This window comes from Pseudomonas sp. S3E12, from assembly GCF_001702295.1.
GTDB lineage: Bacteria > Pseudomonadota > Gammaproteobacteria > Pseudomonadales > Pseudomonadaceae > Aquipseudomonas > Aquipseudomonas marginalis.
The window spans coordinates 167,685-189,457 of the sequence record NZ_MBDT01000035.1 but is presented as its reverse complement, the minus strand read 5'-3'; the positions used below and the strand labels follow the sequence as shown (position 1 = coordinate 189,457).

The window sequence follows — 21,773 nt, the reverse complement described above, 5'->3', positions numbered from 1 at the left end:
CAATCAGCCTCATCACCAATCAGCAGCATGGGTGAACCCCCCTCCCACCGTCAGCGGCTCACGGGCGCTTGAACTGGCGGCGCAGTTCTTCGATCTTTGGGCGGCACACACACCCATCAAGGTGATCATTGACCATCCCCATCGCCTGCATCAGCGCATACATCGTGGTCGGCCCGACGAACGTCCAGCCGCGTTTCTTCAAGGCCTTGGACAGGCGCACCGAGGCCGGCGAGGTGGGATTGCCCGTCCAGTAAGCCAGGTCCACCACTGCCGGGCGCTCTTCAGGGCCGGGTTCGAACGCCCACAACCACTGCGCCAGCGAGCCGGTTTCAGCCACCAGCTCGCACGCCCGGCGGGCGTTGTTGATGGTGGAAACGATCTTCGCCCGATTACGCACGATGCCCGGGTCCTGCATCAACCGCGCGATATCCGCCTCGCCGTACTGCGCCACCCGGCGAAAATCAAAACCGTCGAATGCAGCCCTGAACTGCTCGCGCTTGCGCAGGATGGTGATCCAGGCCATGCCGGCCTGGAAGCCTTCCAGGCAGATCTTCTCGTACAGCTGAACATCATCCGCCACCGGTACGCCCCACTCGTGGTCGTGATAACAGAGGTATTCCGGCGCGGCCGTGCGCCAGGTGCAGTGGGTCAGCCCGGTGTCGTCAGTGGTCAGTCCTGGTTTAGCCATCCATCACCTCATGTGCCAGGCCGCGGATGATAAGCGAAAAAATTTGCGCCCCGCCAACCGCTCAAGCATCAACCTTCGCGACCAACTGGTCAGACCGGGACCTGCCAACCGCCGAATTTTTACTTGTGATTTCAAAAATACCTGGCCTAGACTGGCGACGCACTGGACTTACCGGTATGACCACAAAAATTAAGCCCTGGAACCACCAGGGCACCGAATAGAGATCCCTCCCATGCTCAGATGGTGCTCGCGTTCGATTTTCCTGCAAGTCGTGATTGGCCTGATGCTCGGCATTGTGTGCGGCCTGGCCCTTCCCGAATTCTCCTCGCAACTCAAACCCCTGGGTGACGGCTTTATCAAGCTGATCAAGATGCTGATCGGCCTGATCGTGTTCTGCGTGGTGGTCAGTGGTATTTCCGGGGCCGGCGACTTGAAGAAGGTCGGGCGCATCGGCCTCAAGTCGGTGATCTACTTTGAAGTGCTCACCACCATCGCCCTGGTGATCGGCCTGGTCATGGCCTTCAGCACCGGGATCGGCACCGGCGCCAATATCCATCTGGAACAGCTCTCCTCCGCCGGCCTCAATGAACTGGCCGACAAGGGCCAGCACATCAAGGGCACCAGCCAGTTCCTGATGGACCTGATCCCCAACTCGGTGATCGGCGCCTTTGCCGACAACAATGTCCTGCAAGTGCTGCTGTTTTCGGTGCTGTTCGGCAGCGCCTTGAACCTGGTGGGCGAAGCGGCCTCCGGTATCACTCGGCTGATCAATGAACTGAGCCATGTGATTTTCCGCATCATGGGCATGATCGTGCGCCTGGCGCCCATCGGCGTGTTTGGTGCGATCGCCTTCACCACCAGTACCTACGGGCTGGACTCCCTGCAACACCTGGGCAGCCTGGTGGGCCTGTTCTACCTGACCTGCCTTGCCTTCGTCGCGCTGATCCTCGGCGTGGTAATGCGCCTGTCGGGCCTGCGCATGCTGCCGCTGCTCAAGTACCTGCGTGAAGAACTGCTGATCGTGATGGGCACCGCTTCCTCCGACGCGGTGCTGCCGCAGGTCATGCGCAAACTCGAACACCTGGGCATCGGCAGCTCCACCGTCGGCCTGGTGATTCCCACCGGGTACTCGTTCAACCTCGACGGTTTCTCGATCTACCTGACCCTGGCCATCGTGTTTATCGCCAATGCCACCGGCACGCCACTGTCGATGACCGATCTGCTGACCATCCTGCTGGTGTCGCTGATCACCTCCAAGGGCGCCCACGGGATTCCCGGCTCGGCCCTGGTGATCCTGGCGGCGACGCTCACGGCAATCCCGGCGATTCCAGTGGTCGGCCTGGTGCTGGTGTTGGCGGTGGACTGGTTCATGGGTATCGGTCGCGCCTTGACCAACCTGATCGGCAACTGCGTCGCTACCGTGGCCATTGCCCGTTGGGAAAAAGACATCGATATCCAACGCGCCAACAAGGTACTCGACGGCCAGCAAGGCTATGCCTTCCAGGCCAGGAAGCCGGTACCACCGGCGCACCAGGAATTTTAAAACGCTAAACGCTTTCCACTGTAGGAGCGAGCTTGCTCGCGAAGGTCGTCAACGATAACGCGGGCATTCTGGATGCACGCGGTGACTTGAAGTTTTTCGCGAGCAAGCTCGCTCCTACAGTGCAGGGATTATTCATTCTTAAGGAGCGCACGACGTGATCAGCACCTCAACCGTCGTCAATTCAGTCGTAGAAAAACTCCGCGCCGCACTCAAGCAAGGTCAGTGGCGCCGCGGCGAAATGCTCCCGGGCCAGCGCGAACTGGCCGAACAGCTGGGCATCAGCCGCCCCAGCCTGCGCGAAGCGGTGATCGTGCTCGAAACCCTCGGCCTGGTGCGCTCCATGCCCGGTAAAGGTGTGGTCGTGCTGGAAACCAGCGTCAGCGAACCACAATCGAGCGACGCCGTGGCCGATGCCAGCCTCGAAGACATCCTGCAACTGCGCTACACCCTCGAACCCTTTATCGTCGGCCTGGTAGCCCAGTCCATCAGCAGCAAGGAAGTCGGCCAATTGCGCCTGACCCTGATGGACATGCGCGAAGCCCTGGATGCCGGTGACGCCGAAGCCGGCATGAACGCCTACCTCGATTTTCACGAAGAACTGTTCGCGCTCACCGCCAACCCGATCTTCCAGAACGTGGTGCAGCAAACCAGCACCGCCCTCAAGCAAAGCGCCCAGGTACTGCGCAATTCCCCCGAGCACCTGGCGGAACGCCTGCAGGAAAATGAAGCGGTGGTACGCGCCATCCGCAACAAGAACAGCGCCCTGGCCAGTGCCGAGATGCGTCGGCACATCCTCCAGGAAGGCCTGCGCATGGGCATTCACTTGAACATTCCGGACGACCATCTCGGCAACTGATTTTTTGGAGACAGGCCATGACCGCCCACGCCCTGCAACGCGATCCGATCATTCCTGCCCTGCGCCTGGTGGCCGGTAAAAAGCCTTCGGTGGACGACATCTACCCACGGTTGTTCGACGCCATCCTCGAACAGCGCATCGCCCCGTCCAGCCGCTTTACCGAAGAAGGCCTGGGCGAAACCTTTGGCGTCAGCCGCAGCGTGATTCGTCGGGTGCTGGCCAAGTTGTCCCACCAGCAAGTGGTCATCCTGCGCCCCAACCAGCGCGCCCAGGTCGCAGCGCCGGATGCCCAGCAGACGCGGCAGATCCTCGAAGCGCGGCGCATGACCGAAATCACAGTGGTGCAATTGGCCTGCGCCCAGGCCACGCCCACGCAGATACGCCAGCTGCGCGAGCTGATAGCACGGGAACGCGACGGTATGGAACGCAACCAGCGTGGGCCGGCGATTCGGTTGTCCGGGGAGTTTCACCTGCAATTGGCGCAGATGGCGGGCAACGCGCCATTGGCGCAGTTCCTCAACAGCCTGGTGCCGTTGACGTCGCTGATCATTGCCCAATACGAAGCGAAAGCCTGCACGTATTGCGCGTGGCAGGAGCATGTGGCGATTGTGGATGCGATTGAGCAGCGGGATGTGACTGCTGCGGTGGGCTTGATGACCCGGCACCTGGATCACCTGGAAAGCAAATTACTGAAACACCACTGACCTTCAGATAAATGAAGATCCAAATGTGGGAGGGAGCAAGCCCCCCCACATTGGTTTTACCCAGGCATCAAGCCGGTTGCAGCACCGATTGACCACTCAACGCCAGGTCCAACAGTTCACGGTTTGCCACCGCGTACATAGCGTAGTCCGTGCCGACCGCAGCACGGATTTCCACCATCATTGCGACCCAACGATCAGCCATGTCCTTGTGCTGCTCAAGCCACAGGGCCACGCGGGCTTCCATGTCCTGTGGCGCGTCGGCCATTTGCAGGACGGAAATGGTGATCGCCCGCTGCTGCCAATCCACATCGTCGCGGAACGCTTCGCGGGCCTGGGCCTGCCAGTTGTTGGCCACGGGCAGATCGCTGATCTGCTGCAGGTACCACGGCAGGTCCAGGGCGCTGCCGACGGCGAAGTAAGCCTTGGCCACTTCGGCGGCGTCATGCCCAGTCACATCAGCGGCTTCGATGATCGGCAGCAAGGTGTACAGGTGGGTCGTGCCTGCAACCATGCGCGCCAGCAACTCCGGCACGCCAGCTTCGGTGTAGGCCTGGTAGCGGGTCTGCCAGCCTTCGCGGGTCGGACCTTCCAGCAGTTCGTCGAGCTTGAGGCCCAGCGCGGCCAGGTGCGGACCGAAGTGCGCGGTGTCACGGCCGGCGTCCTGCTCGTTGCGACGGCTGCGCAGGAACCAGCGCGTGGCACGACGGCCCAGGCGCATCAGCTCATCCATCAACTGCAATTGCACGTCAGCGGAGACCTGGTGGTCCAGGGCTTCGATCTGGCGGAACCAGTGCGGGAGGTGGAAGATGTCGCGCACGATCACATAGGCGCCGGCCACGTTCGCCGGGCTCATGCCGGTCGACTCCTTGAGTCGCTGCACAAAGGTGATGCCCATGTGGTTGACCAGGTCGTTGGCGATCTGGGTGCTGACGATCTCGCGCTTCAGACGATGGCGACGCATGGCTTCGCCGAACTTGGCCACCAGGCTCGGTGGGAACGCGGTCTCCATGTCGCGGGTCAGGTAGTCGTCATCCGGTACCAGCGACTTGAGCAGCGCTTCCTTGAGGTCGATCTTGCTATAGGAGATCAGCACCGATAGCTCCGGACGGGTCAGGCCCTTGCCGGTGGAAGCGCGCTCGGTGAGCTGCTCCTCGGTCGGCAGGTACTCGATGGCGCGGTCCAGCTTGCCACGGCCTTCCAGGTCGCTCATCAGGCGCTTGTACTCGGCGGCACGCTCGTAGGCACGGCGCGCGGCCAGGGACAGGGCCTGGGTCTGCTTGTAGTTGTTGCCCAACACCAGGCTGCCGACTTCGTCGGTCATGCTCGCCAGCAACTGGTTGCGTTGCTTGTCGGTCATGTCGCCGGCCTGCACCACTTCATTGAGCAGGATCTTGATGTTCACTTCGTGGTCGGAGCAGTCCACGCCACCGGCATTGTCGATGAAGTCGGTGTTGGAACCGCCGCCATTGAGGCCGAATTCCACACGGCCCAGCTGGGTCATGCCGAGGTTACCGCCCTCGCCGACCACCTTGCAGCGCAGCTCGTTGCCATTGACGCGCAGCGCGTCGTTGGCCTTGTCGCCTACATCGGCATGGCTTTCAGTGCTGGCCTTGACATAGGTACCGATACCACCGTTCCACAACAGGTCCACCGGCGCCTTGAGCAAGGCGTTCAGCAGTTCGGTCGGGGTCAGCTTGTCGGCCGAAATGTCGAAGCGTTCCTTCATCTGTGGCGAGATGGCAATGCTCTTCGCGCTGCGCGAGAAGATACCGCCGCCTTCGGACATGATGCTGGTGTCGTAGTCGGTCCAGGCCGAACGCGGCAGCTCGAACATGCGCTGGCGCTCGACGAAGCTGGTGGCCGGGTTCGGGTTCGGGTCGATGAAGATATGCAGGTGGTTGAAGGCCGCGACCAGTTGCAGCTTGTCGGACATCAACAGGCCGTTACCGAACACGTCGCCGGCCATATCGCCGACGCCCACCACGGTGATGCTGTCTTCCTGCACGTTGATGCCGCGCTCACGGAAGTGACGCTGCACACCGACCCACGCGCCCTTGGCGGTGATGCCCATTTTCTTGTGGTCGTAACCGGCGGAACCACCGGAGGCGAACGCGTCGCCCAGCCAGAAGCCGTAGTCGATGGCGATGCCGTTGGCGATGTCGGAGAAGGTCGCGGTGCCCTTGTCCGCTGCCACCACCAGGTACGGGTCATCGTCGTCATGACGCACGACGTTGGCCGGCGGCACCAGGGCGCCGTCCTTGAGGTTGTCGGTGATGTCCAACAGGCCGGAGATGAAGATGCGGTAGCAGGCGATGCCCTCGGCCGCGATCTCGTCACGACTGCCGCCCAGTGGCAGGCGACGCGGCAGGAAGCCGCCCTTGGCGCCCACCGGCACGATCACCGAGTTCTTCACTTGCTGGGCTTTGACCAGGCCGAGCACTTCGGTGCGGAAGTCCTCTTCACGGTCGGACCAGCGCAGGCCGCCACGGGCCACGTTGCCAAAGCGCAGGTGCACGCCTTCGACGCGGGGCGAGTAGACGAAGATTTCAAACTTCGGCACCGGCTTGGGCAGCTCGGGGATCGCGCGCGGGTCGAACTTGAAGCTGAAGTACGACTTGTTCTGGCCGTTGGCGTCGGTCTGGTAGAAGTTGGTGCGCAGGGTGGCCTTGATCAGGTCCAGGTAGCGCCGCAGGATGCGGTCTTCGTTAAGCACCTGGACGTCGTCCAGGGCCGTGAGGATCGCTTGTTCCAGGCGCTGCTGCTTGTCTTCCAGGTCATCGGCGGTGAGCTTGCGCGCCAGGTAGAAGCGGGTCTTGAACAACCGGGTCAACTCGCGGGCGATGTCGGTGTGGTTGTTCAGGGTGCTGGCGATGTAGCCAAGGTCGAAGCCCAGGCGGATCTGCTTCAGGTAACGGGCGTAGGCACGCAGCAGCGCGACGTCGCGCCATGGCAGGCCGGCGGTGAGTACCAGGCGGTTGAACGCATCGTTCTCGGCGTCGCCATGCACGATATGCACGAACGCGTCCTGCAGGGTGTCGTTGAGCTGCTGGATATCCAGGTTCACGCCTTCGGCGGCGATGAACGCGAAATCATGGATCCAGAATTCGCGGCCGTTGGCATGACGCAGGCGGTACGGGAACTCACCCAGCACGCGCAGGCCGAGGTTTTCCAGGATCGGCAATACGTCGGACAGCGCCAGCGGGGTATCCGCGTGGTAAAGCTTGCAATGCAGCTCGCGCTGGCCGGAGACCTGGCCCAGGGGCTGATAGAAGCTCATCACCAGCGGGTTGGCTTCGGTGAGACTGAGCAGGTGCTGCATGTCGACCACGGCCGAATGCGCAGCGAAACGCTCGCGGTAGCCGGCCGGGAAGCCTTTCGGGAAGTCCGCCAGCACGTTGGTGCCGTGGGCTTCGCCGAAGCTTTCCACAACGAGGCTGGAGTAGTCGTCCTGCCAGCTGCGGCAGGCCTGCACCACCTCTTTTTCCAGTTGCAGCGGGTCGATGTCCAGGCGGTTCTTCGGGTCGACCCGCAGAATCAGCTGCACGCGCGCCAGCACGGATTCGGAGAAGAAGGTCCAGAATTCGCAGTCCGAGGCTTTCAGGCGATCCATCAGCACTTGCTGGATCTTCTGGCGCACTTCGGTGGAATAGATGTCGCGCGGCACGTAGGCCAGGCAGTAGCAGAAACGGCCGTACGGGTCTTTGCGCAGGAACACGCGGATCTTGTTGCGTTCCTGGATCTGCACGATCGACATCACGGTGCTGAACAGCTCGTCGACCGGGGTCTGGAACAGGTCGTCACGGGGCAGTACTTCAACCACCTGGGCAAGCTCCTTGCCCAGGTGCGCCTTGGCCTGGAAGCCCGAGCGGCGTTCGATTTCCGCGACCTTGCGGCGGATATACGGGATGACGCGCACGCTTTCGCCGTACACCGACGAGGTGTAGAGGCCCATGAAGCGGCATTCCTTGATCACCTTGCCGTCGGCATCGATCTGGCGGATCGACACGTAGTCCGGATAAGCCGGGCGGTGAACGCGGCTTGGGTGCGCGGCCTTGGCGAACGACAGCACGGTCGGCTCGCGCAGGTACGACACGGCGTAGTCTTCGATGCGCAGGTCGTCGGCGGTCAGGCCGGCGCGCAGCAGTTTGGTCAGACCGAGGAACGAGCCGGCGTCATATTCGATATGACCGCCGTCCGCCTCGTCACGTACCACGAACTCTTCATAGCCGAGGAAGGTGAAGTGGTTGCCCACCAGCCATTCCAGGAAGTTCTTGATCTCGGCTTTTTCTTCGCCGTCGATGCCAAACGGGCTGGCGTCGATACCGTCGAGCAGCTCCTGGACCTTGGCCTTCATCGGTTCGAAATCGGCCACGGCCACGCGCACTTCGCCCAGCACCTGCTCAAGCTCTTTGCTCAGCACGTTGAGTTCGGCGGCGTTGGCGCAGCGGTCGATTTCCAGGTACATCAGCGATTCTTGCTCGATGCCTTCGCCCTGGGTGCCCTTGGGCAGGATTTCCAGCAACTCGCCCTTGCTGCCACGGCGCACGCTGAGCACGGTGGTCTGCAGGGTGTGGATGCTGTAGCCACGGCGGTTCAGCTCGGTGCGTACCGAGTCCACCAGGAATGGCAGGTCATGGTGCAGCACTTCGACCGCGGTGTGGGTCGATTGCCAGCCATGACGTTCGTAATCGGGGTTGTAGACCCGCACTTGCGGTTGGGTGTGATCAAAGCGCTCAAGCAGGCGCCAGGCAGACAGGGTGCAACCGGCCAGGTCGGAAAGGCGACGCTGGGTCAGTTCGTCCAGGGAAATGATGCCGAAGAATTGTTCAGCGAACAGCGCCACTTGTGGCAGTGCCTGTTCACTGATGTGCTGCGCCAGTGCCGCTTGCAGTTGATGCTGGAAGTCGGCCTTGCTGGCTGCGGTGAAGAACGCCATCTGTGGTACTCCGCTTGGGCTTGTTATTGATGGAAGCGTCGCGTGTTATCCCCTGGTGGGGAGACCGTCAGCTCTGTTCGCAGGTAACGAGTTAAGCACCATAAACGAATCAGAGTGACAGGTGGGTGAAGCTGGACAAGACAATGAGGTCACATACAACTTCCATAAGATGCGCACCTTGCCGGGTGACGGTACGACGGGCAGGTCAGGCGCCTGGCACGTGCACATCCGTTGCGCAGCTTAACGAGTGTGGGAAGCCGGGTGCTTGCGGTGCTGCGACATATTCGGTCATCGGTACGCAGGCTTGGGGTTGCGACTTGGGCAACCCGGAATTTCCGGGCAAAAAACCGGCTATTTTCCCACCCCCGAGTACCGAAAATGACCGGTATTGCCCGTCAGGTCATGCGCTGGGTCTGACACAGGAAGCAGCACAAAATTCGCCGCAATGGCACAATTGCCTACGCAACGCCCTACCTCAGACAGGATTCCCCATGCTGCAACTGAAAACCGACGCCCTGATGGCCACCCCGTGCGACGACGAAGAAGACAACATGGCCATGCTCTGCTGCCACGGCAGGAACGGCGAGATGTTCATGCTCACCCGCTACCCCGACGAAGACGAAGTGGAACTGACCTGGGACTACGAGCCGTCGACCCTGGATGGGCTGAAAGTCACCCTCAGCGACACGACATTGCGGATAGAGCTGGCGGCGGGCGATGCCGATGCACTGGGCGGCAAGGACCAATTGGAGATAACCCACGCCACCGCCGCAGCGGAGATGGCAGAAGTGGAACAAACCCTGCAGAACATTCTCAAGGGCACCGGCACTTTCATTCGCACCTGACACCGACAGCCTGAGCCCCTGACCACTCGTCGAGACTGTTATTTCTAACAGTTTCCGGGTCTGGGTTCTGAGCCTTAGCTCAATGGACAAACACTTCATTGACAGGGTATTCGAATGAGATCAATCAACTGCGGCCTTGGTGCGTTGCTGTTTCTGGCGATAACACCGTTACCTTTTTCCGCGAGCGCAGCAGCGCCCGGCTTTACAGACTTGATCGTCAGGATCAAAGCGTCTCCAGATAATCTCAGGCCCCCCAGCGCAGGCCTAAGCGAACTCCAGAAACTGGCGCCCAACCTGATTCCCGCGGTGCCACCCTCCAACTCGCAGACAACTGAAAGCCTGCAAGCCTTGCAACGGCATCGACTGGACCGCTACTTCGTCATCGACACGCGCCACCTTACGCGCCAGCAGGCGCAAGCACTACGCCTTCGAGTCAGGCAGATCCCTGGCGTGGAAACCGCAGAGTTCGAACCCATGATCGGCGATATGCGGGGTGATAACGGTACTCCCATCAAAGCACGGGCCGCCGACGATGTTCCCGATTACACTGACCGCCAGAACTACCTACAGGGGCGAGGCGCGGTCGCGCCCTACATGATCGGCGGGGTGAACGCCATCGAGGCGCGGGGAACCGAAGGTGGCGATGGTCAGGAAATGCGGGTTATTTCCGCCGAAATTGACCACTGGTCCTTCGAGCATGTAGACCTGCCACCGCCCTACACACAACTGCACTCGCCGACCCAACCGGCGCGCGTCGGCGCCCACGACACCGCCAGTGCCGGCATTATTGCATCCAGGGAAAACAGCTTTGGCACCACCGGCATCGTGCCGCATGCACAACTTGGCTACTTACAGTGGGGGGCCGTGCGACTCGGGGAAATGGCCCAGCGCCTGCAAGCCGGGGATGTCATGCAATTAGGCGTGCACTACCTGTACGGTGACAATGATTTCCCAGCCGATGTGTGCACCAAAGATTGCTATATGCCACTTGAAGACGACGACCTGGTGCGCGACACCATTGCGTATCTGACGGAAGAAAAAGGCGTGCACGTAGTGCTGGCAGCGGCCAATGGCAATATCAACCTGGACCACCCTTATTTCGACGGTCGCTACGATCGCAACCTTTTCGATTCAGGTTCCATTTATGCAGGTGCCGTCGACCCGGGGACGGGTTTGAGGGCAACCTTTTCCGAGTATGGCAGCCGCGTCGACCTGTTCAGCTGGGGAGGCAATGTCACCACCACCACCTGGAGCCGTGCCAACCCCACCAAAGGCTATACCCATACGTTCAGTGGCACCTCGTCAGCCAACCCCATCATCGCGGGCGTCGTCGCGTCGTTGCAAGGCGTCGCTCGGGCCAATGGCCTGGGCAATCTCCCACCCAAGGCATTGCGCGCACTCCTGGTCTCTACGGGGTATCCGCAAATCAACGGCAACCACACTGAAATAGGCGTGCAACCGGATCTGGATGCCGCGATCAAAAAAATGCTCGGTGATGGCAATGATCGCCCACCGACGGGGCGCCTTGCCCTCCCCGAATACGCCACCTCGGGCCAAACCTTCAGCGCTCGCGTGTATGCCGAGTCCCCCGCCCAAAAACCGCTGATGTATCGCTGGGAGGCACCAGATTTTATCCCACCGGCGGCGAGCACCGCTTCGTTGTATTTCCTTGCGCCGAATGTGACCGAAGACACCCCTGCCTCCATTACAGTGAAAGTGTCCGATGGCACTCATACCCTCGAGTTGACCGAGCCCATCACTATCACCCCCGCTGAAGCCTCGGGTTCCCCATCAACTGCCGACGGCCAGCGATGATTCAACCCGGGGGGCGTGCCTTCGCCTTCATCCCCCCGTTGCCGGGCGGCGGCGGGGGCAACCCCCGCTGCAATCTGCATAGCCTGCGTAAAAACCCCTTAGTCGCCACCCGGCCAATGCATTAAAGTATGGACCCCCGCTTCAGGTGCGCTGTACAGCACCCGGGCTCTTCTTTCCAGGAACCGTCATCGATGGAACATCGTGAAGCGCTGCTCGCGCTGCGAACCTTTCTTTCTACGCAGATTCTCGGCCAGGAAAAACTCATCGATCGCCTGCTGATCGCCCTGCTCGCCGACGGCCATATGCTGGTGGAAGGCGCGCCGGGCCTGGCCAAGACCAAGGCGATCAAAGAGCTGGCCGAAGGCATCGAAGCGCAGTTCCATCGTATCCAGTTCACCCCCGACCTGTTGCCCGCCGACATCACCGGCACCGAGATCTATCGCCCGGAAACCGGCAGCTTTGTGTTCCAGCAAGGGCCGATCTTCCACAACCTGGTGCTGGCGGACGAGATCAACCGCGCCCCGGCCAAGGTGCAATCTGCGCTGCTGGAGGCCATGGCCGAGCGCCAGGTCAGCGTCGGGCGCAGTACCTACGACCTGTCCCCGTTGTTTCTGGTGATGGCCACGCAAAACCCCATCGAGCAGGAAGGCACCTACCCGCTGCCGGAGGCACAGCTCGACCGTTTCCTGATGCACGTCAAGATCGGCTTCCCCGACGCGGCCGTCGAACGGCGCATCCTGCAACAGGCCCGTGGCGAAGCCCTCAACGGCGAAACCAAGCCCGAGCGCCGCGTCAGCCAGCAGGCGATCTTTGCCGCGCGCAAGGAAATCCTCGGCCTGTACATGGCCGATGCGGTGGAGGAATACCTGGTGCAACTGGTCATGGCCACCCGCACCCCGGCCAAGTTCGATCCCGAGATGGCCGAGTGGATCGCCTACGGCGCCAGCCCCCGTGGCTCCATCGCCCTGGATCGCTGCGCACGCGCCCATGCGTGGCTGGCCGGTCGCGACTTTGTCAGCCCGGAAGACATCCAGGCGGTGCTGTTCGACGTGCTGCGCCATCGCATCATCCTGTCGTTCGAAGCCGAAGCGGCCGGGATTGACCAGGACCGTGTGGTGCAACGCATTCTCGACGTCGTTGCCGTCGCTTGAAGTCGATGAACGCAAGCGATGGGGTGCGCGTCACGCTCAGCGAGCTGATCGAGATGCGCCACCGCGTGCGCGAAGTGCAGCTGTTTTCCACGCCAAGCCAGCGCAGCCCGCTGATCGGCCTGCACCACTCCAAGCTGCGCGGGCGCGGTGTGGACTTCGACCAGGTGCGCGTGTACCAGGCCGGCGACGACGTGCGCACCATCGACTGGCGCGTCACCGCGCGCACCCAGGAGCCGCACACCAAGCTGTTCCACGAAGAACGCGAACGGCCGATTTTCATCATGGTGGAGCAAAGCTGCCGGCTGTTTTTCGGCTCGGGGCAGATGTTCAAGTCAGTGCTCGCCGCTCAAGCCGCCAGCCTGATCGGCTGGGCCGCGTTGGGGCATAACGACCGCGTCGGCGGACTGGTGTTCGGCGACAACGAGCACTACGAAATCAAGCCGCGCCGCAGCAAGCAAAGCCTGCTGCAATTGCTCAACCGCCTGGTGCGCGTCAACCAGAGCCTGGACACCGAAAGCCGCCCGGAGGCCGACGCCCTGGGCATGGCCCTGCGCCGTGGCCGCGAAGTGCTGCGCCCCGGTAGCCTGGTAATCGTGATCTGCGACGAACGTGCCCTCACCGAGGGCGCCGAGCAGCAATTGAGCCTGCTGTCACGCCATTGCGACTTGCTGCTGTTGCCGATTTCCGACCCGCTGGACCACGCGCTCCCTGCCGCCGGGCTGCTGCGTTTTGCGCAGCGTGGGGCGCAATTGGAACTGGATACCCTGAATTTCGATTTGCGCCAGGCCTACAAGGCCCAGGCCGAAGCGCGCATCGCCCGCTGGGAACTGCTCGCGCAGAAACTGCGAATCCTGTTGATGCCCCTGAGCACCCAGAGCGAAATGGTCGAACAACTGCGCGAATACCTCAACCCGCAACGCCCGGTTAAAAAGCAATGAGCAGCCTCGACCAACTGCAACCGCTGATCGCCCCGCCGCCCATCGGCTTCTGGCCGCCCGCGCCGGGCTGGTGGCTGTTGCTGCTGGTCATCCCGCTGCTGGGTTGGGGGTTGTGGTCGCTGCGCCGCTTCTTGCCGACTCGACGCCCCCTGGCCCGCGCCGAACAACCGCTGGACCCACTGCGCATCGCCGCCCTGGCGGAATTGGCGCTGATGCCCAAACCCTACGATGGCGCGCCCGCCGGTGCCTGGCTGCAACAGCTCAATGGCCTGCTCAAGCGCCTGTGCCGCAACGACTATCCCTATAGCCAGAGCCATACCCTCAACGGCCGCAAATGGCTGGCATTCCTCGACAACCGTTGCCCGGCCGCCGGCCTCACGCGCTGGATGGTGCTGGTGGAGGGTGCCTACAAACCCGAATGCAAACTCGACGACAAGGCCATCGCCGGCCTGACCCAAGCGGTCGACACCTGGATTCGCAAACATGTTTGAGTTCGCCTGGCCATGGATCTTCGTCCTGTTGCCCTTGCCCTGGGTGATGCGGTTCATCCTGCCGGCGGCCGACAGCGGCGAGCCCGCCCTTAAAGTCAGCTACCTCGGCGATCTCGAAAGCCTGGCCCGCCGCCGCGCGCGGGTGAACCTGCCGGGCTGGCGCCAACAGGCGCCCTTCGTGGTGCTGTGGCTGCTGCTACTGAGCGCCGCTGCGCGCCCGGAATGGCTGGGCGAACCACTGCCGATTGCCGCCAGCGGCCGCGATTTGCTGGTGGCGGTGGACGTGTCCGGCTCCATGGACTTCCCCGACATGCACTGGCAGGACGAAGACGTCAGCCGCCTGAACCTGGTCAAGCACCTGCTCGGCGACTTCCTTGAAGGCCGCGAAGGCGACCGTGTGGGCCTGATCCTGTTCGGCAGCCAGGCCTACCTCCAGGCGCCGCTGACCTTTGACCGCCGCACCGTGCGCACCTGGCTGGATGAGGCGCGCATCGGCATCGCCGGCAAGAACACCGCCATTGGCGATGCCATAGGCCTGGCGCTGAAACGCCTGCGCCAGCGGCCTGCGCAAAGCCGCGTGCTGATCCTGGTCACCGATGGCGCCAACAACGCCGGGCAGATCAACCCACTGACCGCCGCGCGCCTGGCGGCCGAAGAAGGGGTGAAGATCTACCCCATCGGCATCGGCGCCGACCCCGAGCAAACCGGTTCCCTGGGCATCCTTGGCGTCAACCCGAGCCTGGACCTCGACGAGCCGGCACTCAGGGCGATTGCCGAGGCCACCGGCGGCCAATACTTCCGTGCCCGCGATGGCCAAGAGCTGGAAGCGATCAAGCAGACACTGGACAAACTCGAGCCTGTCGAACAACAACCGACCCAGGCGCGCCCGGCGCTAGCGCTGTACAGCGGACCGCTGGCCCTGGCGCTGATCCTGAGCATGTTGCTGGTGATCCAGGAACGCTGGCCGAACAACGCCCTGCAACGCGGGTTCAACAAACTGTCGAGCAAAGGGATCTTCCTGCAACAGCATCCGGAATGGCGCCAGCGCCTTAAACGCCTGCGTCTGCGGAGGCGTCGATGATCGCCCTGTGGCCACATTGGTTCCGACCCTGGTGGCTGTTGCTGCTGCCGCTGCTTGGCTGGTTGCTGTGGCAACTGTGGCACCGGCAAAAGCGCGCCGGGCGCTGGCAGATGATCCTGCCGCCGGCCTTTCACGCCGTGCTGCTCAGCGGTGGCAACGGGCGCGAAAGCAAATCGCCGTGGGTGTTGCTGGGCCTCGCCTGGCTGTTGGCCGTGCTGGCGTTGCTGGGTCCCAGCTGGCAACGGGTTGAACAAACCAGCCAGAAACCCTCCGACCCGTTGGTGGTACTGCTCGAACTGACCCCGGAAATGCTCGCCACCGACAGCCCGCCCAACCGCCTCGAACAGGCACGGCGCAAACTCTACGACTTGTTGCAGGCGCGCAGCGATGCGCAAACCGCCATCGTCGTCTATGCCGGCAGCGCGCACACCCTGGTGCCGCTGTCGGACGACCTGGCCACCAGCCGCAACCTGCTCGAGGCCCTGCGTCCCTCGATCATGCCGGAGTCCGGCCACCGTGCCGACCTGGCCGTGGAGAAAGCCCTGGACCTGCTCAAGCATGGCGGCCTGGGCCAGGGTCGCCTGCTGCTCGTCGGCTCTTCGCTGTCCAAACAGGAACGCCAGGGCATTCGCCTGCTGCTGCAGGGCAACCAGGCGCCGAGCCTGTCGATCCTGGGCATCGGCAGCCGTGAAGGCACGCCGGTGACCCAGGAAAGCGGCGAATTCCTCAAGGACGAACAAGGCGCGATCCTGGTACCGCGCCTCGACAGCCCGACGCTCAAGGCCTTCGCCAGCGAAATGGGCGGCCGCTACCGGGCCGCACGCCTGGACGATAAAGACCTGCGCCAGCTCGGCGTGCTGGACCCGCCCCAAGCCCTGCGCAACGATGGCCAGTTACTGCACCTCGACACCTGGGCCGACCAGGGTTACTGGCTGCTGCTGCCGCTGTTACTGCTGGCCGCCTGCGCCGGGCGCCGTGGCTGGTTGTTCTTTCTACCGCTGCTGCTGTTGGGCACGCCGCAACCCAGCTATGCCTTTGAATTCCAGGATCTGTGGCTGCGTCCGGACCAGCAAGGCCAATACCTGCTCAAGCAGAAACGCCCCGCCGAGGCCGCCGAGCACTTCCAGGACCCGCAGTGGCAAGGCGTCGCCCTGTACGCGGCCGGCAATTATGCCGAGGCCATCAAGCGGTTTGCCGAGGGCAATGACGCCTATTCCCACTACAATCGCGGCAACGCCCTGGCCAGGTCCGGTGAACTCGAAGCGGCCGTCGACGCCTACGAACAAGCCCTGGAAGCCCAACCCGACCTGCAACCGGCACTGAAAAACAAGGCCCTGGTAGAAGCCCTGATCCAGGAACAGGCAGAACCCGAGCCGCAAACGCCGGCAAAAAACGAGGATGACGAAACCACCCAACCCGGCCAAACTGCGCAACCGGGCGCCACTGGGCAAAATGCCACAGGTGGCGAGCAGTCGTCCCAGGGCCAGGGCGAAGCCGGCAGCGGCGATACCCAGGCCGGCACCCCGCCGCCAGCCGGTGGCAACGACGTGCCGGGCAGCGAGTTGGGCGATGAGCACACCACCACCCCGCCGCTGCTTGCTGCCGACGCCAACCTCGACGGTGAACACCGCCAGGCCCTGGAACAATGGCTGCAGGAGATCCCGGACAATCCCGGCGAACTGCTGCGACGCAAATTCTGGTACGAACAGCAACAGCATCAGGACAAGACTCGATGAGCCGCCGCACCACCCTTCTGCTTCTGCTCGCGTTGTCGGCAGGTCACGCCCAGGCGGCCAGCCTGGTCGCCAGCGTCGACCGCAACCGCCTCAATTCCGGGGAAACGGTGGAACTGACGGTGGAGTCCAGCGATGTCACCCAGTTCGGCAAGCCCGACCTGTCGCCCCTGGATGCGCAGTTCGAAGTCAGCGGCACGCGCCAGCTCAACCAACTCACCACGCTGGGCGGCGATAACCATGCGACCACCCGCTGGATCATTACCCTGCTGCCCAAGCAGAACGGCACGGTGGTGATTCCGCCGCTGCAAGTGGGCGAGTACACAACCCAGCCGATCAGCCTGCAAGTGCTGGAAACCACCAGCCAGGACACCAACGCCGAACTGGCCCCGGTGTTTGTCGAAGCCAACCTCGACCAGACCAGCGTCTATGTCCAGGCCCAGGCACTGTTGACCGTGCGCGTGTATCACTCGGTGTCGCTGTACGACGACAGCAGCTTGACGCCGTTGCAGATCCCCGATGCCCGTGTCGAACAGTTGGGCGAGTCGCGTACCTATGAAAAGGTCATCAACAGCATTCGCCATGGCGTGATCGAAACCCGCTACGCGATCTACCCGCAGCACAGCGGCACCCTGGAGATTCCCTCGCAGACATTCAGCGCCACGCTGGTGGAGTCGCGTCCGCCCCAGGAAAACACACTGCAGGGCACCAAGCCCGGCAAGCTGATCCATGTGAGTTCGGCGGCGCTGCCACTGGCGGTCAAACCCAAGCCCGCGCTGTACCCCGTCGATGCCCCCTGGCTGCCGGCTCGCAGCCTCACGCTCACCGAGAGCTGGAACCCGGAGCCGGAACATGTACAAGTCGGCGACTCTCTGACCCGCAGCCTGACCGTCAAGGCCGAGGGCCTGTCCAGCGCCCAACTGCCGGCCCTGCCCAGCACCGACATCAATGGCCTGCGCCGCTACCCGGACCAGCCGGTGCTCGGCAACCAGACCAGTGACCGTGGCCTGATCGGCAGTCGCGAAGACCGCGAGGCCCTGGTGCCCAACCGTGTCGGCGCCCTGGAACTGCCTGCCGTCGAGGTGGTGTGGTGGAACACCCACGAGGACCACCTGGAGCGCACCAGCCTGCCAGCCCGTAACCTGCAAGTGGCCAACAACCCCAGTCTGACGGTGGACACACCTGCCACGCCGACCATCATCACCGCACCGGACGACAGCCGCCTGTGGCTGTGGCAACTCAGCACACTGCTCCTGGCCTGCACCACCCTGCTGGGCTTCGGCCTGTGGTGGCGTGCCCGCTGGCAACCGGCGGTACTGCGTGCAGCGCAAACCGGCCCGAGCCCACGCACCTTGCTCGACGACCTCAAGCGCGCCACCCAGGCCAACGACCCCCAGGCCACCCGCCAGGCGCTGGATGCCTGGGCGCGGCAACAGCCGGAAACCCTGGCGGATATGGCGGCACGGTTTGTGCCGTTGTCGGATGCATTGGATGGGCTCAATGGCGCGCTGTACAGCGAGAGCGGCCAGTACTGGCTGGGCGAAGACCTGTGGCGCGCGATCAAGGCCATCCCGATGGCTGAGCGTGAGCAGGACCCGGCAACCGATACCACTAGCCTGCCGCCGCTATACCCCAAATAACCTGGATTCAGCCCACGCCACGCAACCCCGTGGGAGCGGGCTTGCCCACGAAGGCGGTCTGTCGGTAAAAATCTGCTGCATGTTGATGTGCATCGCCACGTGTCTGCGTGCGGGCATCGACAGGTGTCTTCCATTCATGACTGCCCACTCGTCGCTACTGTCAATTCTGACAGGTGCTGAATCGCATCTATTTGACGCTAAATCCTGTGTACGACCTGCCGCGCGCACTCGCCAGTACGGGTCATTTCGCTACTCACAGGACGCCTGATCATGGATCAAGAACAGCTCTCCAACCCGCGGCTGCCCGCCGTATGCCCGCCCTTACATCCTGAACCGGGGTCTGACGACATTTTCGACCTGGCCACCCCCGAATACCACGCACCCGTGCCGTTTTCCGAGCTCCCACTTTACATCCCCGGCATGACCACGCCTGTGGTCGGCTTCGACGGTGGGATCAACCTGGCCGCCCTGGACAACCATCGCGACGAGGGTCTGCTGTGCATCCTGTTGCCCTATCTGGACATGACGCAACTGGATTTCATCGAGCTGTTCTACCGCAATGTCATCACGCCCGTGGCGACTCACACGGTGACCAAGGAACAAGCCGACAAGGGCATACAGATCCCGTTGTACATCCCCCGTACGCGGTTTACAGACGGCCCCGTGGAACCGGTTTTTTTCCGGGTTACGCGAGTGCTCGGCGGAACGGAGGAGACTCGCCGCTTCAGGCTCAAAATCGACACTGTAGCGCCTGCCGGGCCGGATCCGATACCTAGCGAGCCGTGGCACTCCAACCTGGGCGCGCCCGAGCCGGATACCGACTTCGTCGATGAAACAGCAGCCGGTCTGGGAGTGAAGGTGGCAATTCCCTTCTACCCCCTCGACATCAACAGGCCCGCCAACACCTACCGCACGGTGCGGGACCGCATTCGCCTGAGCATTGGCGGATTTATCCTCAACCACCGGGTCACCGAAGGCGAGGCAGACGGCCGCGAGCCGATTGTAATCTGGGTGTATGCGGGCACCTGGGCGCAGATCGGCAGCGGCTCCCACGTCTGCGAGTACGAAGTCGTCGATGAGGTGGGTAACTATTCCCCAGGCTGGTCACCGGCGGTGCTGATCGAGGTCGAGCTGGATGACGGCGCCGAACCGCTGCTGCCTGAGTGCTACATCTACGAAGCACCTGCGGACGTCCTTGATGTGGACGAGCAGATGGGGGCAGACGCCACCATCGAAGTCTCCGTTCATCGCTTTGACTATGTGGTCGGCGATCTGATTCGGGTCAGGGCTATTGGCCGCAATGCGCAGGGGGTGAGCGTCACCACCTACTACGAACACCGCGTCACGGTTACCGGGCGCAATGCCCGCATCCCCTTCCCGTTCGAGGATTTTGCGCCACTGGTGGGCGGGCGTGTGCAATTGTCCTATGAGCGCATACGCGCTGGCGTTCCAAACCGGCGCTCGCACACGACTATCGTGCAGGTCACCGGCACACCGATCAACATCAGCTTGCCAGCACCTCGCGTGGACGAGGCGCCGGACGGCGCCACCCTGCCGCCGGAATCGGCATATGTCACCGTAAGAATTGACGAATACACAGGCCAGGACCCTTTCGACCTGGTCACCCTGTTCCTGGTTGGCGTGTATGCCAACGGTTCGCGGTATTACCGCGAGGTTTACAACGCGGCCGGTGAGGGGCCTATCACCTTCCGGTTGGTGAACGGGATCAACGGCGATATCGCCAAACTCGAAGGGGGTACCCTCAGGTTTTCTTATACCGTCACTAACGCCCAAGGAACTCGCCCCTCGCAGGATCTGCTGCTCGATATCGGATTACCCCAGGCCTCGTTGCCTGAACCATTCGTGGAACAGGCACCGCCTCCCGAGTATGTGTTCGATCCAGACCAGTCAAGCGGTGACGCACGCATCCTGGTCCGGGCACACACCGATATACAAGACGGCGACATCATCACCTTGTACTTCGAAGGTAGCGCCAGCGGCGGCAGTGCGCCCCCCATCATCTTCCAGGTATTGCCGCACTGGGTTGGCCGCGACGTGCCATTTACCGTCCAGCGCCAGTATGTTCTGGCCAATCTCAACGGATCGGCGCGTATTTACTACACCCTCACCCGTACGGGTGCACGCACGCGGTTATCCCATCCCGTCGTGATGAAAGTCGGTGCCATGCTGACCTTGGATGTACCTGAAGTGCTGGAAGCCACGAAGACAGGCCCGACGACTGCGCAGATGAATCCGTTGCATATCGATCAAACCGCGGTGTTCACCATCCGCGTGAGGTATGCGCCGATGCTTTATACCGATGACATCACCGTTTTCCTGTTCGGCAAGCCCGGTTTCGCGATACCGGCCATCAAACCGAAGCCGGGCGACCCGTCCTTGGGGTATGTTGATTTCTATGCCTCCGGCAGGAATATCGCAGCTCATCTGGGGCAGGTACTCAGAGTGGGCTATAGCGTCCACCGCCAGGGAGCCCTCACAAACTCCGAGATACTGGGCTTGCGGGTACTGGCGTTTGATGAGCTGACGCCCAATCCACTTCCCTTTCCAAGGATCAACGACATCGCTCCCGGCGGAACGCTGAACCTCAACACCATTGCCGGCGATGCGACCGCCGCCGTGGCCAAGTGGCCCCTGAGTGCGGCGGGCGATTGGGTGTGGCTGACCTGCAGCAGCGCAGGCGTAGATGACTTGAACCTGTTGACGGCACACCCGCTCACATCAACGGAGGCGGCGAATGGGCTGCATAACCTGCCAGTACTGCGCAGTTGGCTGGAGTCGATCCCCAACAACAGTCCCATCCATGTGACGTTCCAGGCAACATTCGATGGCACCCTGGATGCCGAGAGCATCGTCACCTTTCCGATCACGACATACACCGTTGTGCAACGGAGCAAGCTGTCGATGGAATGGCCTTTCACCACTGGCAGCTGGCACGGCTGGAGCCCAGATGGACAATACAGAGACACAAACAACATCGCCAATGAAGGCGTAGGGCTTGGGATTGGCTCATATACCGACGGGCCTTACAACTTTTCCGGGCCGGTCATCGCGTATACCGTCCAGGTACAAGCCAACAAGACCTATGACTTGAGCTTTTCACTGCGCGCCATACGAGCCACGGGCGCAAACGCAACCAATATCTATCTCACCGTCAATGGCAGCGCTATCGGCTCAGCCGTGAACACACAAAGACAAACGACCTGGCGCACCGGTACTGGCGTCTATACTGCGTCGACCACAGGGTCGGTAAGGCTTGGTCTATACAACACGATCGCCAGTGGCGACGGGAATGACTTCTACATCGGGCAAGTCACGATGAAGGAACGGTAAC

At 62.4% G+C, this 21,773-nt stretch carries 14 protein-coding genes and 1 pseudogene; 13 read left to right on the top strand and 2 right to left on the bottom strand.

Annotated elements, in window-relative coordinates:
* Positions 1–58: 58 nt before the first annotated feature.
* Positions 59–688 carry a DNA-3-methyladenine glycosylase I gene (locus BB029_RS30040; RefSeq protein WP_065942033.1) on the bottom strand — a complete coding sequence of 210 codons (630 nt, stop codon included), beginning with the start codon at positions 686–688 and terminating at the stop codon, positions 59–61.
* 217 nt (positions 689–905) lie between these two features.
* On the opposite strand from BB029_RS30040, the gene BB029_RS30035 reads away from it, so the two are divergent.
* The 4 genes and pseudogenes from BB029_RS30035 to BB029_RS30025 all read left to right on the top strand — a co-directional run bounded on the left by BB029_RS30035 (position 906) and on the right by BB029_RS30025 (position 3,791).
* Entirely contained in the window at positions 906–2,231 is a 1,326-nt protein-coding gene (locus BB029_RS30035) for a C4-dicarboxylate transporter DctA (RefSeq protein ID WP_174557022.1), read from the top strand.
* A gap of 32 nt (positions 2,232–2,263) precedes the next feature.
* Positions 2,264–2,353, top strand: a pseudogene (locus BB029_RS33985) (outer membrane lipoprotein carrier protein LolA); the annotation flags it as partial.
* A gap of 32 nt (positions 2,354–2,385) precedes the next feature.
* Positions 2,386–3,087: a FadR/GntR family transcriptional regulator gene (locus BB029_RS30030; protein ID WP_027608565.1), complete on the top strand. Its 702-nt coding sequence runs from the start codon at positions 2,386–2,388 to the stop codon at positions 3,085–3,087.
* Between the two features lie 17 nt (positions 3,088–3,104).
* Positions 3,105–3,791 (top strand): GntR family transcriptional regulator, encoded by a 687-nt coding sequence (locus BB029_RS30025; protein WP_065942031.1) that lies wholly within the window; start codon positions 3,105–3,107, stop codon positions 3,789–3,791.
* A 67-nt stretch (positions 3,792–3,858) separates the two neighbouring features.
* On the opposite strand, the gene BB029_RS30020 is transcribed toward BB029_RS30025, so the two are convergent.
* Positions 3,859–8,727 carry an NAD-glutamate dehydrogenase gene (locus BB029_RS30020; protein WP_065942030.1) on the bottom strand — a complete coding sequence of 1,623 codons (4,869 nt, stop codon included), beginning with the start codon at positions 8,725–8,727 and terminating at the stop codon, positions 3,859–3,861.
* A gap of 491 nt (positions 8,728–9,218) precedes the next feature.
* On the opposite strand from BB029_RS30020, the gene BB029_RS30015 reads away from it, so the two are divergent.
* The 9 genes from BB029_RS30015 to BB029_RS29975 all read left to right on the top strand — a co-directional run bounded on the left by BB029_RS30015 (position 9,219) and on the right by BB029_RS29975 (position 21,772).
* Positions 9,219–9,572, top strand: coding sequence for a hypothetical protein (locus BB029_RS30015; protein WP_065942029.1), 354 nt, complete (start codon positions 9,219–9,221; stop codon positions 9,570–9,572).
* A 114-nt stretch (positions 9,573–9,686) separates the two neighbouring features.
* The gene (locus tag BB029_RS30010; RefSeq protein WP_083236518.1) at positions 9,687–11,387 is read left to right on the top strand and encodes a S8 family serine peptidase; all 1,701 of its coding nucleotides are present in this window, start codon (positions 9,687–9,689) and stop codon (positions 11,385–11,387) included.
* 191 nt (positions 11,388–11,578) lie between these two features.
* Positions 11,579–12,538: a MoxR family ATPase gene (locus BB029_RS30005; RefSeq protein WP_003174327.1), complete on the top strand. Its 960-nt coding sequence runs from the start codon at positions 11,579–11,581 to the stop codon at positions 12,536–12,538.
* 5 nt (positions 12,539–12,543) lie between these two features.
* Positions 12,544–13,476 (top strand): DUF58 domain-containing protein, encoded by a 933-nt coding sequence (locus BB029_RS30000; RefSeq protein ID WP_027608569.1) that lies wholly within the window; start codon positions 12,544–12,546, stop codon positions 13,474–13,476.
* Positions 13,473–13,967 carry a DUF4381 domain-containing protein gene (locus BB029_RS29995; RefSeq protein ID WP_065927988.1) on the top strand — a complete coding sequence of 165 codons (495 nt, stop codon included), beginning with the start codon at positions 13,473–13,475 and terminating at the stop codon, positions 13,965–13,967. Before BB029_RS30000 ends, BB029_RS29995 begins: the two co-directional genes overlap by 4 nt.
* Positions 13,960–15,048, top strand: coding sequence for a VWA domain-containing protein (locus BB029_RS29990; protein WP_065942027.1), 1,089 nt, complete (start codon positions 13,960–13,962; stop codon positions 15,046–15,048). Before BB029_RS29995 ends, BB029_RS29990 begins: the two co-directional genes overlap by 8 nt.
* Positions 15,045–16,784: a tetratricopeptide repeat protein gene (locus BB029_RS29985; protein ID WP_065942026.1), complete on the top strand. Its 1,740-nt coding sequence runs from the start codon at positions 15,045–15,047 to the stop codon at positions 16,782–16,784. The genes BB029_RS29990 and BB029_RS29985 overlap by 4 nt, the downstream gene beginning before the upstream one ends.
* Positions 16,781–18,421: a BatD family protein gene (locus BB029_RS29980; RefSeq protein WP_065942025.1), complete on the top strand. Its 1,641-nt coding sequence runs from the start codon at positions 16,781–16,783 to the stop codon at positions 18,419–18,421. The genes BB029_RS29985 and BB029_RS29980 overlap by 4 nt, the downstream gene beginning before the upstream one ends.
* 270 nt (positions 18,422–18,691) lie before the next feature.
* Positions 18,692–21,772 (top strand): hypothetical protein, encoded by a 3,081-nt coding sequence (locus BB029_RS29975; RefSeq protein ID WP_065942024.1) that lies wholly within the window; start codon positions 18,692–18,694, stop codon positions 21,770–21,772.
* Position 21,773: the final 1 nt, after the last annotated feature.

Bases quoted from the DNA above. Each gene is read 5' to 3' on its own strand.
- BB029_RS30040 (WP_065942033.1), bottom strand. From the start codon at position 688: ATGGCTAAACCAGGACTGACCACTGACGACACCGGGCTGACCCACTGC.
- BB029_RS29985 (WP_065942026.1), top strand. From the start codon at position 15,045: ATGATCGCCCTGTGGCCACATTGGTTCCGACCCTGGTGGCTGTTGCTG.
- BB029_RS30010 (WP_083236518.1), top strand. From the start codon at position 9,687: ATGAGATCAATCAACTGCGGCCTTGGTGCGTTGCTGTTTCTGGCGATA.
- BB029_RS29975 (WP_065942024.1), top strand. From the start codon at position 18,692: ATGGATCAAGAACAGCTCTCCAACCCGCGGCTGCCCGCCGTATGCCCG.
- BB029_RS30020 (WP_065942030.1), bottom strand. From the start codon at position 8,727: ATGGCGTTCTTCACCGCAGCCAGCAAGGCCGACTTCCAGCATCAACTG.
- BB029_RS29990 (WP_065942027.1), top strand. From the start codon at position 13,960: ATGTTTGAGTTCGCCTGGCCATGGATCTTCGTCCTGTTGCCCTTGCCC.
- BB029_RS30025 (WP_065942031.1), top strand. From the start codon at position 3,105: ATGACCGCCCACGCCCTGCAACGCGATCCGATCATTCCTGCCCTGCGC.
- BB029_RS29995 (WP_065927988.1), top strand. From the start codon at position 13,473: ATGAGCAGCCTCGACCAACTGCAACCGCTGATCGCCCCGCCGCCCATC.
- BB029_RS29980 (WP_065942025.1), top strand. From the start codon at position 16,781: ATGAGCCGCCGCACCACCCTTCTGCTTCTGCTCGCGTTGTCGGCAGGT.
- BB029_RS30000 (WP_027608569.1), top strand. From the start codon at position 12,544: ATGAACGCAAGCGATGGGGTGCGCGTCACGCTCAGCGAGCTGATCGAG.
- BB029_RS30005 (WP_003174327.1), top strand. From the start codon at position 11,579: ATGGAACATCGTGAAGCGCTGCTCGCGCTGCGAACCTTTCTTTCTACG.
- BB029_RS30015 (WP_065942029.1), top strand. From the start codon at position 9,219: ATGCTGCAACTGAAAACCGACGCCCTGATGGCCACCCCGTGCGACGAC.